At 42.2% G+C, this 13,303-nt stretch carries 13 protein-coding genes; all 13 read right to left on the bottom strand.

Features of this window, described 5'->3' with window-relative positions; all coding sequences use genetic code 11:
- Positions 1-7 precede the first annotated feature (7 nt).
- The 13 genes from OKC24_RS05995 to ilvC all read right to left on the bottom strand — a co-directional run bounded on the left by OKC24_RS05995 (position 8) and on the right by ilvC (position 13,300).
- Complete coding sequence (locus tag OKC24_RS05995) at positions 8-796, bottom strand: helix-turn-helix domain-containing protein (RefSeq protein ID WP_131276176.1); 789 nt, start codon at positions 794-796, stop codon at positions 8-10.
- Positions 787-1,563, bottom strand: coding sequence for a type IV pilus biogenesis/stability protein PilW (gene pilW / locus OKC24_RS05990; RefSeq protein ID WP_131276177.1), 777 nt, complete (start codon positions 1,561-1,563; stop codon positions 787-789). The genes OKC24_RS05995 and pilW overlap by 10 nt, the downstream gene beginning before the upstream one ends.
- A gap of 45 nt (positions 1,564-1,608) precedes the next feature.
- Positions 1,609-2,844 (bottom strand): dual-specificity RNA methyltransferase RlmN, encoded by a 1,236-nt coding sequence (gene rlmN, locus OKC24_RS05985; RefSeq protein ID WP_265464881.1) that lies wholly within the window; start codon positions 2,842-2,844, stop codon positions 1,609-1,611.
- 123 nt (positions 2,845-2,967) lie between these two features.
- Positions 2,968-3,399, bottom strand: a complete 432-nt coding sequence (ndk, locus tag OKC24_RS05980) for a nucleoside-diphosphate kinase (RefSeq protein WP_004647460.1) — start codon at positions 3,397-3,399, stop codon at positions 2,968-2,970.
- Positions 3,400-3,509: 110 nt separating this feature from the next.
- A complete protein-coding gene (gene iscX / locus OKC24_RS05975) occupies positions 3,510-3,710 on the bottom strand; it encodes a Fe-S cluster assembly protein IscX (RefSeq protein WP_005007475.1) in 201 nt (66 codons plus the stop codon).
- A gap of 87 nt (positions 3,711-3,797) precedes the next feature.
- The gene (locus tag OKC24_RS05970) at positions 3,798-4,349 is read right to left on the bottom strand and encodes a phosphatase PAP2 family protein (protein WP_286364035.1); all 552 of its coding nucleotides are present in this window, start codon (positions 4,347-4,349) and stop codon (positions 3,798-3,800) included.
- A gap of 34 nt (positions 4,350-4,383) precedes the next feature.
- Entirely contained in the window at positions 4,384-5,658 is a 1,275-nt protein-coding gene (locus OKC24_RS05965) for a glycosyltransferase family 4 protein (protein WP_265464880.1), read from the bottom strand.
- 235 nt (positions 5,659-5,893) lie between these two features.
- On the bottom strand, positions 5,894-6,304 hold the full coding sequence (locus tag OKC24_RS05960) for a hypothetical protein (protein ID WP_130143668.1): 411 nt from the start codon (positions 6,302-6,304) through the stop codon (positions 5,894-5,896).
- Between the two features lie 10 nt (positions 6,305-6,314).
- Positions 6,315-8,594 carry a fimbria/pilus outer membrane usher protein gene (locus tag OKC24_RS05955; RefSeq protein ID WP_228257526.1) on the bottom strand — a complete coding sequence of 760 codons (2,280 nt, stop codon included), beginning with the start codon at positions 8,592-8,594 and terminating at the stop codon, positions 6,315-6,317.
- A 43-nt stretch (positions 8,595-8,637) separates the two neighbouring features.
- Positions 8,638-9,342, bottom strand: coding sequence for a fimbrial biogenesis chaperone (locus OKC24_RS05950; RefSeq protein WP_130143670.1), 705 nt, complete (start codon positions 9,340-9,342; stop codon positions 8,638-8,640).
- A 122-nt stretch (positions 9,343-9,464) separates the two neighbouring features.
- Positions 9,465-9,983, bottom strand: coding sequence for a hypothetical protein (locus OKC24_RS05945; RefSeq protein WP_005007452.1), 519 nt, complete (start codon positions 9,981-9,983; stop codon positions 9,465-9,467).
- A 962-nt stretch (positions 9,984-10,945) separates the two neighbouring features.
- Entirely contained in the window at positions 10,946-11,773 is an 828-nt protein-coding gene (locus OKC24_RS05940) for an XAC2610-related protein (protein ID WP_130143671.1), read from the bottom strand.
- Between the two features lie 510 nt (positions 11,774-12,283).
- Positions 12,284-13,300 (bottom strand): ketol-acid reductoisomerase, encoded by a 1,017-nt coding sequence (gene ilvC / locus OKC24_RS05935; RefSeq protein ID WP_005007441.1) that lies wholly within the window; start codon positions 13,298-13,300, stop codon positions 12,284-12,286.
- Positions 13,301-13,303: the final 3 nt, after the last annotated feature.

The raw sequence follows: 13,303 nt of genomic DNA, 5'->3' as shown, positions 1-13,303 counted from the left end.
CTAGCCATTAACGAGATAAACGGAAGTCAGCTTTGCCGTTTACGGTATATGGCGACAATGAAATACTTTCATTATTTAAACTTAATGACACAGCTTCCGCATCATCCAGACGGATTTGAAATGGCGCTTCGCCATTTAAACTCAACACAGAAGCTTGACGGCCAGTTGCCAGCACTTTACCCGTAGAATCGACAATATTCACCGATGTTGGACGGCTAAATGTCAAACTGAGCTGATCACCTGAAACTGCTGCTGTACCATCGACATTTAAAACCTGTACTTCTGGCACTGCAGGCTCTGAAGCATTTTCAACATCTGAACTGCCTGACATGTTCTGAACAAAAGAGATAATACCTGCCAGCACTGCAATCGCAACTAGCACTATAAGTCCTCGCTTGATCCATTTACGGTTGCGGTCACGGTTTGAACCTGGAAGCTTACCCATGATTTTAATTGGAGAATTATTCAGGGCATGATTTGGCATCAAGCCAGTATCATTGGCGTAGATATCGTCAAAACGCTGAATAATACTGGTGGCATCCACTTTCAAGTATTTGGCATAGGTGCGGTAATAACCTTTAATAAAGGTCGCTTCTGGCAATGATTTATAATCATCCTGCTCAAGTGCAGTCAGCGTTTTCACTGGAATATTCAGCTCAGTGACCACTTGGCTCAACTCAAGCTTTTGCGCAATACGAATCTGACGCAAGTACTCACCTGGACGCTGAACATTTCCTAACGCATTGGGAGCTGCGCTCGAAGGATTCGATTGCGGTGAATTAGGATTTACTTCCATACGGCCTCAGTACTGTACTGTAATTGCAAATAACGCTGGTATTCAGGGCTTTCCGGGTAAAGCGCGCGAAGCTGATTTACCAGCACCTGCATCCCCATTTTGTCCCCATTCGCACGTGCGATGCGCATACCAAGCCAAAGCGCTCGAGCGCCTTGGTTCTGCTGCCCCACTGCACGTACGAACTGTTCATACATTTGCGTTGCGGCAGCGGTTTGCTGGTTCAAATAAAAAATTTCCGCCAACTCTAGCATTGAAACATAAGAATCACGATTGGCTTGCAAAGCCTGTTTGAATGTTTTTTCTGCATTCGCAACATCGCCCAGTTTCAAGTAAATTCGGCCTGCGTTTTCAAGCGATCTGGAGCGCTGATCATAGCCTAATGTGGCGCCAGCAATGATCAATTGCTCGAGCGCCTCATTATAACGTCCAACTTGATATAAATACGTACCATAGTTGTTACGCGCCTGCGCATTTTTTGGCTCCAGAGAAATGGCACGCCGGAAATAACCATCGGCTTTTTCCAAATTCAGCTTGCTGCCTTCCTGCTGTAATAAAACGCCCATCATCATATTGGCTTGCGCATCCCGCGGATTCGTTTCCAATGATTGATCCAGAGCACGCTTGGCAGCATCCAAATCTCCAGATTTAATATACTCTACAGCCAATTGAGTACGCACTTTGGCTGCTTTTTCCGGATCTTTTTTTCCCAGAGAATCTGGTGTCTGACATGCAGTCAGCACTGCTGCCGACAGGCAGAAAGATGTCATCAAAGCAAATTTATACGTAAAGGTTCTCAATTGACGGCCTCTTTATTATCCTTGCGAACGCAGAATCTCATTTTGCTGCGCCACTTTTTTCTTCCACTGTTCTGCACGGCGGGTACGGTCTGCAACTTGCCCCACAAGCTGTCCGCACGCAGCATCAATATCATCGCCGCGTGTCTGACGAATCGTACACACAAAACCTGCATCAGACAAAGTTTTTTGGAAAGAAATAATCCGGTTGCGGCTCGAGCGACCATACGGCGCATGCGGAAATGGATTAAATGGAATTAAATTAATTTTGCTTGGCAGGTTTTTCAGCAGCTTAATCATTTGCTGCGCATGTTCAGGATGGTCATTGACGCCATCCAGCATCACATATTCAATGGTAACGTGTTTGCGTGAACTTTCGTTGCCATCTTTTTCGATATAACGCTTGCAAGCAGCAATCAATTGTTCTAACGGATACTTTTTATTGATTGGCACCAGCTTATTGCGCAGCTCGTCATTTGGCGCATGCAATGAAATGGCCAAAGCCACATCTATGTCTTTAACCATCTGGTCGATTTTAGGCACTACACCCGAAGTCGATAACGTTACACGGCGTTTTGACATGCCATAAGCAAAGTCATCCAACATGGTACGCATAGAGTTCAATACTGCATCATAGTTGAGCAATGGCTCACCCATGCCCATCATGACCACATTGGTCACCGAACGTTCGCGTTCGAGTACAGGCACATCTTCCATATAAGAATAGTTGGCCATCCACAACTGGCCAATAATTTCAGCTTGGTTCAAATCACGCTGAAAACCTTGTTTGCCCGTCGAACAGAATGAACAGTCCAGCGCACAGCCTACTTGTGAGGAAATGCATAAGGTACAGCGCAAGCCGCTGCGATGCTCAGCTGGAATCAGCACAGTCTCAACCAATGAACCTTCGCCATCGCCAACACGGAATACCCACTTGCGGGTGCCGTCTTTGGAATAATTTTTATGCACCACTTCCGGCGCTTTAATTTCACAAATTTTTTCTAATTTTTCACGCAACTTGCCAGAAATATTGGTCATTTCAGCAAAATCAGTCACGAAGAACTGATGAATCCATTTCATCACCTGTCCTGCACGGAATTTTTTCTCGCCCATGTCTTCGAAGAATTTTTCCATTTGCGGACGCGACATGCCGAGTAAATTCACTTTCTCCACAGCATTTTGCTGCGCAGGAGCGGATGGAGATTGCTGCTGTTCAGCCGAAACCGCAGAGACAGCGACTACTTCAGTACTCATGTGTAATTACCTAAACCATGTCTAAAGATGAAAGGAGAAGCTCAATAAACGAGCAAAGTTTTATTCAAGGAATAAAAAAACCAGATAAGCATGATAACACTTATCTGGCTTGAATACTTCGAATTAACGAGTACGCGGAGCAATCTCAGTTTGAGCGAAGAAGTAGTTCACTTCACGGTCAGCAGATGCTACAGAGTCAGAACCGTGAGCAGCGTTTTCGTCGATGCTTACAGCGAAGTCAGCGCGGATAGTGCCTGGAGCAGCTTCTTTAGGGTTAGTTGCGCCAAGGATGTCACGGTGAGCAAGAACTGCATTTTCGCCTTCAAGAACAGAAACAACCACTGGGCCAGAAGTCATGAATGCAACTAGGTCAGCAAAGAAACCGCGCTCTTTGTGCTCAGCATAGAAGCCTTCAGCTTCAGCTTGAGTCAAGTGTTTCATTTTAGTTGCAACGATTTGAAGACCCGCTTTTTCAAAACGAGCAAAAATGTCGCCGATGTGGTTTTTAGCAACTGCGTCTGGTTTAACGATAGATAAAGTACGTTCGATAGCCATGATAGGCTCCTTAAGTCATAATGTTGACAGGAAAATTTGGCGCATTATACCGAATAATGCGCTATTTTCTGCTTTTCAAATGTAAAAAAATTGCTTTTTTCGATGAGCCCCTAGCTGGCTTCATCAATCCAAGCCATTTGAATCGCTTCCAGCAAACCTTCTGTTGATTTATCCGGGTTGTCTGAAAAATCAGGCAAAGCGCACACCCAAGCATGCAGATCTGTAAAGCGGATCCATTGCGGATCCACATCCGGATGCGCTTCATAAAGCTCAATCGCGATGTCAATGGTATCTGTCCAGCGTAAACCCATGGGTCTTCCTAACATCTTTAAATGATGCCGTACTTTAACAAAATTTTCGAAAACTGCACCACCTTCAAAATGCATTCATGCCATTTTTTATAGCGCAATATTGCACAGCGGCGCGCTGAGAACGATGACGCTGGCAACCGCTCCGCCAATCATGGCGCCAACCGCGACATCGCTTGGATAATGCAGCCCCAGCACCATGCGGGACAGCGCCACCAGCACCGTGAAAGGCAGCATTAAAACCAGCAGAATCGGCTGCACATAACCCAAAACCGTCGTCGTCATCACCGCATGCAGCGTATGGCCGGAAGGAAAGCTGAAATGATCCAGCGGGCGCTCGCCCAAACGAATCACCTGATGCACTTGATAAGGCCGCGGACGCACTGTTTTCTTTTTTAACAGTTTATAAATACTGGTTCCGACTGAACCGCCCAGCATTAAATACAGCATTTGCAGTCCATACATCAGCCCTTGCAGTATCCACACGGCAGCCAGCATAACATACCAGAACATGCCATCCCCCAGACGGCTGATGATTTTAAAAAATTGCGCCACCCGTTCTGAACGGGAAAAAGTATTGAGATAAATACAGCCTTTTAAATCGAGATCAAGCATTCTTATTTTTGCATTTTTAAGTTTCACTGTTCTCTCCTCGAGTGCTTTGGCTTGGCTTAAATCATTGCAGGATCGCCTTTGCCGCTGAATACAGCGCCTGTTCGAATTGCTGAACTGGATATTGCCAGCCAATATCCTGAATATCCTCTCTTGCTTTCAACCCCATGCGCTTCAGCGCCTGCCTGTCAGGCAATTGGTGAATGCGCTGGATAAATGCAGCCGTATCGCCTAATTTGCACAGCCATCCCGTCTGCTGGCGCACGTGCTGCTGTGCGCAGGCATAATCATAGGCAATAACGGGCAAACCGCTTGCCATCGCTTCCAATACCACATTGCCAAAGGTTTCGACCTGGCTGGCAAAAACAAAAACATCTGCACTGGCATAGGCTTCCGACAACTTTGCATCACTTAAGCTGCCGGTAAAAATCACTTGCGCCGCAGGATTTAAACGCTGCAATTTTTGACGCTCAGGACCATCTCCTACAATTACCAACACCGTTTTCTGCCTGCTGATTTTTTGCATTGCAGTAAATGCATTGACAATCACATGCACTTCTTTTTCAGGCGACAGCCTGCCGACATACAGCAGCACCTTGGTCTGTTCATCTGCGCCCCACTGCTGGCGCAGCTGAGATGAAGCGTGCTTAGGATGAAAACAATCTACATCCACCCCGCGGCCAACCACAGCCATTGGGCAGCGCACCCCTAAACCTAGCAAAGATTGTGCCGTATCTTTGCTTGGCACACAGGTCAATTGTGTATTGTTATGAAACCAGCATAGATAGTGCTGAATCGGCTTCAGTAAGAATGCCAAATCGAAGAACCGGCTAAAATCATGGAATGCTGAATGAAAACCGCTGGACACTGGGATGTTCCTAACTTTTGCCGCTTGCAGCGCCGCTAAACCCAGCGGCCCTTCCGTGACAATATGCACCACATCAGGCGAAAACTCACTGATGGCGCTGGATACTTTTAAAAACTGCGGCCAGCCAAATTTGAGAGAAGGATAACGCGGAATAGCCTGCGCCACCACCAAACATTCCTTATTCGGTGAAAAATGACCGCTGTCCCGTTTCTGCTGCGGACGGATTAAAAGAATTTTATGCCCCTGCTGCTGCAGGCCTTTGCATAATTGCAGCAAAGATAAGGCGACACCGTTAATTTCAGGCGGCCATGTTTCAGTTACGACAGCTATTTTAAGCCGCGGCCGCACCAGATCATTCAGCACGCGGTGCTCATTTTGAATATATTGCGTATTTTTATTCTTAAAATAGAATTTAAAATTTTCTGGAACGTCTTGTTGTTTTAAATGACCGAATGCAGATAGCTGTTCCATATCTTACCTATCATTTGAGTTTTACCCCAAGTATAGGAAGCGTTTCTTTCAATTTAATGATGTTTCGATGACAGTTCCAATATGGTTTGACGGCGCAAAAATGCTCCTCAATTAAAATTCCGTATAGCGCTCCTTAAAAAAACAGCCGCCCCGCATAGGCATAGGCGACTGCTGATCACTAGGGCTAGATCAAAAGAGGAACCTTACCGCAGATCAAACCAATATAAACAGTTTCTTAAAAAATTAAGCTGATATATAAATCATCCGTATAGTCGCCCGCCGGCGTCATAGCGTTTGGCCGCTCAATCAACTGAACAGTGACAGTATACTGATCAGAGCCTGATTGACTCATAGGTGCCCCCCAGCGGGAACCAGAACCTCCTGAAATATTCATCTGCGTTTGCAAACGCCCTAAACGGCCATTGGTTAAATAGCTTCTGCCCGATACGCCCTCAGCATTGCGCGTTCTAAACTGAATCGCATATTTCAAATCACAATTCACCTTAAAAGATAGCGCTGACCGTGTTTGCGACGTTGCATTCAGCTGAAGCTGACTCGAACTCATTCGATCAATTTGGCATTGCTGGGCATGACTGCTTGCAGCAATCACCAGCCCAGCCAAACCTAATAAATATTTAATGTTCATCACGCACTCCTTACTTACAGACAACACGCAACGGTTGAGAACTTGCTTCTGCCTCTTTCGCCTCCTTCTCAGTAATATTCACATCAAATGAACAAGTTGCGTTATCGCCATATAGAACTGACATTGTATGGGTTCCAGCAGTCATGCCATATACAGTCACCGATGCATCCGATGTAATTGGATATACATCCCCATTCGCTAAATGAAGTTCAGAACCCGGTTTAAAGTTTGCGCCATTGATATCTTGCGGATGCAGCGTCAGGATAAACGTATGCTGAATTGGAAAATCAACCACATAGCCGCGCTGATTTAGTGTCGTTAATGGTTTAGATGAAACCTCATATTTTTCTTCTATTGGCAGCTGATTTTCATCAAAACCAATATCATATTTAATATAAGGAACAATATCATGCACAAAGGCATAGCCTTTCTTATTGGTTTTTTCCACGTGGTTTAATGCGCTTAATACATCAATATCTGAGTAATTGCCCACCTTAACCAAAGCAAATGCATTATTAATGGATTTCGTAAAATTAACTTGCCCATCCAAAAATGCGATTGCTCCGCTGTATCCTATGGTTGAATCTGTTGCATGTTCATACTGATAATGCTGAATGCTGAGGTCGCCCGCGCGGGTTTTTGCAACCACGTTCAAACTGGCAATATTTTCATCCTGACGGCGGTTGGCGCCAATGGCATAATCCAAGCCAACTTGGCGCCCGCTGTCATGCACATATTGCACACTGGCATTATTATTCTCTGATGCATAGTTCAAATAGACTTTATTTCGGGTATCAAAATTATAAGTTATGTTTAAAATACCGCCGCTGTCCTTAATCGCACCAAAGCGTTCAAAGTAGCCTAATCCGAACGAAATATTATTCCCTATTTGCCTGTTAAAACCGATATTGAAAATTTTGTCGTCATTAAAGGGGTTGCTGCCGCCCTGATAATATTTTTGCTCTGCATAACTCATGTTTATATTTTGAAGAAAAGGCACTTCGCTAAAGGTGACATAGGCAAAGTTTTCAAATTTAGGCACTGCATTATCCTGCAGCGGATCATCCCCGACATATCTAAAATTATCTTCGGCATATTTGGAGCTGATCCCCAAGGACATCCGGCTGAATTCTTTACTTAAAGACAGGCCATATAAAAATCTTGAACCGTCATTGGAATGCGCATTGATAGCAAGGGCGTCTAAAACCACAAAATACGGCAATCCTTGTGTCCAAGTGATACCCGTATTTTGCAAATCCTGCGTATATGAGATATTGGTGCCCAAAGAGGTGGTTTCACTTAGCCCTCTGCGGTAGTAAAGATTAGCTAGAAAATCCCGATAATCATTGCTTGAGGTGTAATAGTTATAGCGAAGTTTTCCTAAAGCGATATTGTATTCACTCAGCCCTTTACGCAGCAGTTTATTATTAATGAGGATGGGCAATGTCCTAACGCTTCGATTGCCCAGCACATCCTCAACAACAATCTGCGCATTGCCGGTGTAGTTGATCTGTGAACCCGTCTGCAGTACATAATCACCGGGACTGACCTTTTGATTATATATTTTCACACCATTCATATACAGCTCTACAGTGGATGGCAATCTTGCTGTACCTTGCAATTGCGGCGTATTCCAATAAACAAAGCCAGGGCGTTCTAAATAATTTGTGCCCCAGTTAATCCCGGCAAACCGCAGCGAATTGAAAAATGGATTAGAAACTGTGGTTGCATCACCTAAAGTTAATTTGGTGAGCTTATCTGGAAAATCAAAATCGAGGCTGGTGCCGATACGCACGGTTTTTTCATTCATCGCCTCGCTGTTATACAGCATTGAATTTTTAAAAAACCAATAGTCCTTAAAAATACCAAGATCGACCAGTCCATTATATCCAGTCAAAAACTCAGAATTGTTATATTGCACTTCATAATTAATGAACCCACCGAAGTTAGCCTTTTCCGGCCGGTCAAATTCATAAAGCCCGTAACGGCTAGTTAAAAAAAACTGACTGGGGATGGTCAGCTTAATCGCCTGGCTTTCTTCATCAAAATCAGCTTTCAATTGGTCATTTGAGACTAAACAGAAGTCATTGGCGCCGTCCAGATGGCTCAACAATTTAGCATCCACATTGCGTTCAGTCAGCAAGGCGCATTCAATATAATAATTTGCATCCCGCTTAATTAATGTTGCATCTATATTTTGATTAAGATTATTTATCCATAAATTGGCAATAAATTTTTCAGATGGCAAATCACCGGCATGAGCGCTGACTACCAAAAAAAAATTAACCATGACTATTATTTTTTTATTTATAGCCATATTGATTCTCCCAATATTAGTTAAATAATTTCATCTCAACTGCTTTTTTCGAGTTATTTGTTTCTAGTACTACGCTATATTTTTTTGGATCTGTTAAATTGATATTTTTTAAATCATAAAATATTTTGTGCTTAGCCAGCACATAAGCCATTGTATCGTTGTTGAAAATTACTTTTCTTTGCTCATCCAACAGTTTCAGATTAGTCACTTGCACATGGGAATTTGCAAGGTTATTTAAAATCAGGTGCCCATTTTTTACCTCAAAATTAACTTTAAGATTATCCTGCTTGCCCACAAACAAGGGTAAATTAAAGTTAACTAAAAATTTCACCATCATTTGATTGCCCACTGGGGTAATTTCATCGATGATAATCCGCCATGCCTGCTCCTCTGCCACATTTAAACCTTGAGCAGCTGACGGTGTAAAACCGACCCGTATCGCTTGTTTTTTATTCGGCTGTAAAATAAAATTTTTAGGATTGATAATAATATTATTATCAGGTTCCAGGACGTTTTCACCCTGTTCTGTTTGCGTCCACTTAAATACCTTGACTTCAAAAACCCGCTTCTCTGTTTCATCAACAGATTCCAAAGTCAGTGTTGTCGATTTCAGCTTATTCGGGTTGTCTATAAACATCTGTACAGGCGAGACTGAAACCCCAGCAAAAGCTTTGATGGCAAACAACAGCGATGTCATAAAAACCAATAAATTTTTTTTCATTATTTCGCTCTTTTTTTTAATTGTAATCAATCTGACTCATTGCTGGCAACAAGTCAGATTTTGCATTCTGCTTTATTATTTATACTGTACTAAAACTTACTGTGTTCAGTAAATAGCCACTTTTAGTAATATACACGGATTTTGTATGTATCAGTGTAATCACCAGCAGCTGCGGTTGCTGGAACAGCAACTTTGGTGCGCGCTGTCACAGTGAAATTATCAACTGACATGCCTGCATAGTTATTGTTACCCCAAGTTGGAGCAGCTGGGCCGGCACTGCCTGAAGTTTTCGCAGTCGTAATCACTGTGTCAATTGTATTGCTGCCATTCTTCACAAACGTATTGTTGCTGGTATTGGCATTTGCTGTGGTTAAGTTCAAAATATAATGCGTATTTGTGGTTACGCTATAGCTTGAAGTCACATTGCTTGCATCTGTTTTTAACACCAGATCTTTCGGATCAGAAATAGTGCATTTTTTAGGCACGGTTAATTTAATTGGAATATCTCGGCTGCAGCCTAGATCAGTACAGCCCTGCCAGCGATCGTTATCGCCGCCTTTAGCAGCATCATCTGCAAAAGCGCCTGCTGAACATGCACCTAGTACTAATGCTGCTAGAGCAGCTTGTGTCATTTTATTCATGATGGATTCTCCATAAATTTATTATCTAGCCACCGCTTATTCGAATAGGATTGTTTAGCGATACTGATCATTAAGTCATTTAATCTAATCAATCTTCATTTCTTCCAAGGGCATAACCATTGTTCAACAAAATTTATAAAAAATAATTTATATTGCATTTTTCACACAATGTGTGAAATTCATCACACTTTTATAAAAATAGTGTGGTAATTTTCATGTTTATTATAGATTTATGAATTTGTTTCGCAATATTTCGATCAAAAGCTTGATAAAAAAAAGAATGCGCAAATGTTTTATTGATTTTTTCGGCGCCTAAATAGATGTTATTTCATTAATAAGTTTTTCCATTTAAATTACATTAAATTACATTAAACCCCGATTTTTCTTCATTTTTCGCTTATTCACATTTATTTTACTTTACTATTCATCTATTATTTTAAACATTTCCTATCATGTATTAAATGTTGATAAGTTTAATAAATACGAATACCCAAAATTAGGGATTGTTTATTGAACAAAACTTGATATTTTTAGACCAAAGAATACACAATATGTCACAAATTTACAAAATTATTTGAAGTCTTTCAAACACCACATAAAAAACAAACACAGAGAAATTTTAAAAGCCGCCTTTCATTTAAGTGAAAAATACTGCATTTATTTACTATCAACAGCACGCTTGGCTTATTTTTTCCCTTCCCGCCTCAAACAGCTATTCTCTAATCTTCAGCGCTTGCATTTAAATACCCCGCTGTACTGCAGTCATTTTAAGCAAGCACAACCATTGACTCTTGCTAGCCTCAATAAATTTCGTACCCTACAAAAGCCGATACGATCAAAATCCCCCTGCATGTTCACCCTTATGACAATAAAAAACGCAGATTTGAACTGACAAATCTGCGTTTTACAAAAAAAAGCATGAAAATCAAGCAATACAACTTTAACTCACACAGGATTCCATCTTATTCTTGAATACGGTTCAATAGGCCATTTTGCACTTGATACAACTGGGCATTTCCAAAATCTATCTGCTGCTTTTCGCCATGCAATGCAGGAAAGCCAACTATTTTTTCTAACTGCGGTGAGCGCTGAAATTGCTTGGTTTTTGGATTATACATCCAATAAATAAAGCGCTTATCCTCAACTTTCCGGCTGTCAGAAGTATCCGCCAGCACAACATCATAATAGCCATCAAAATTAACATCCAGAAAGCCAATACTGCCTGCATAGGCCGTAAATCCCGTTAAACTCTGCATCACAGAATTATTGGCTTTATTAATAATATCCAGCCGCTTTAAAGCTTTGCCATAGGGCTGACTTTCACCTTCGGCGCCATAAAATTTAAATACAATGATCGGCTTATCAGCCGCCTTGAATGCTGGCTCAAAGTGTATAGCGGCATTTTCTGTTTCATCTGATGATGTTAGTACAGATGTCATTAAACCCGTATTGGCGTCCAGCTTGCCACTCAATTCATATTTGGGCGCAGACTCATCCATGCTGTCTACGCTGACTGATTTAAGATTCAGCTGATCCCCTTTTTGATTTCCCTTAAAAGCAATGCTTTTAGTTTCCGCCAAATCTTTCAGCACCCCATGCGGATTCCATATGCCCGCATATAAATCTAAAAAGTAACGCCCATCGGTTGATCGCAGCATTCTCTGCATAGATACCCGGACACCGCCAATTGATTTCAGCTGTTCATTGCCTGATGGAACAGCAGGGCTCTCGGCGGAACTCAGGCTTGAAAAAGCTAATGCAGCAATACACAGGAGAGTTTTTTTATTCATTGCGGAGCTACACTCAAAAAAAGAATGATTTATGAGTAATGTATCACAACATTTTTACAACAGCGTAAAGCGCTTTTTATGAGTTTTGCAGCAAAAGCATAGCGGTTCGACTTATATTTTTTTTCAAGCATCCATTTTCAACGTCCGTGCAATACCTTGCAGTTCTAAATGCATAAAATCCGCCAATTCAAAATTGCAGATTACACAAAGCATTCTGCGAGATTTTCAGCTCTTAAAGAGAAATGCCGTACCGTAAAAGCTGATTGAATCCTCCAAATCTGATGCATCTAAACCTTAAGCTTCCAATAGCTTCAAGCCCTCATCAACATCCACATGTTGATAAGAAACGTTCTTTTTACAGTTTTAAAATCAACTCAATCAAGAACTGCATTTTTTTCTTGGTCTAAAATCCTGCCCGCTTGACTCTTTTAAGGTACGTAATTTTGTTCTTTTCATCCCTATAAAAAAACCCACTCAATCGAGTGGGTTTTTTTAAAAGAAAACTAAAACTTAGTTTTTTTCTTTATCTACGATTTTGTTCGCTTGAATCCAAGGCATCATTGCACGCAGCTTGTTACCAGTTACTTCGATACCGTGAGCAGCATTTTGACGGCGGCGCGCAGTCATCGATGGGTAGTTCAACGCACCTTCTTGAATGAACATCTTCGCATATTCACCAGATTGAATACGTTTAAGCGCATTGCGCATTGCTTCACGAGACTGTTCATTGATCACTTCAGTACCCGTTACATATTCACCGTACTCAGCATTATTAGAAACTGAGTAGTTCATGTCCGCGATACCGCCTTCGAACATCAAATCAACGATTAACTTAAGTTCATGCAAGCATTCGAAATAAGCCATTTCTGGTGCATAACCAGCTTCAACCAAAGTTTCAAAGCCCATTTTAACCAATTCAACCGCGCCGCCGCAAAGAACTGCTTGCTCACCGAATAAGTCAGTTTCAGTTTCTTCACGGAACGAAGTTTCGATGATGCCTGTACGGCCGCCGCCTACGCCTGAAGCATAAGAAAGTGCAACGTTACGCGCATTACCAGAAGCATCTTGATGAATCGCGATTAAGTCAGGAACACCTGAACCGCGCTGGTATTCAGAACGCACTGTGTGGCCAGGCGCTTTCGGAGCAACCATAATTACATCTAAGTCAGCGCGCGGCACAACTTGGTTATAAAGAATAGAGAAACCGTGAGCAAATGCTAACGTTGCGCCTTCTTTAATGTTTGGTTCGATCACGTCGCGGTAAAGCTGAGATTGGAACTCATCTGGAGTCAAAATCATTACCACATCAGCTTGCGCGACAGCAGCAGGAACTTCAGCAACTTTAAGACCTGAATTCTCAGCTTTTTTCCAAGAAGCAGAATTAGCGCGCAAACCTACAGTTACGTCTACGCCGGAATCTTTAAGGTTAAGCGCATGTGCATGACCTTGAGAACCGTAACCAATAATCGCTACTTTTTTACCTTGGATGATGGATAAGTCTGTGTCTTTATCATAAAAAATTTGCATTGC

Origin of the sequence: Acinetobacter entericus (assembly GCF_026168575.1) — a bacterium.
Lineage (GTDB): Bacteria > Pseudomonadota > Gammaproteobacteria > Pseudomonadales > Moraxellaceae > Acinetobacter > Acinetobacter bouvetii.
Note: the sequence above shows the minus strand (reverse complement) of the source record. Positions and strands in the feature narration are given on the sequence as shown.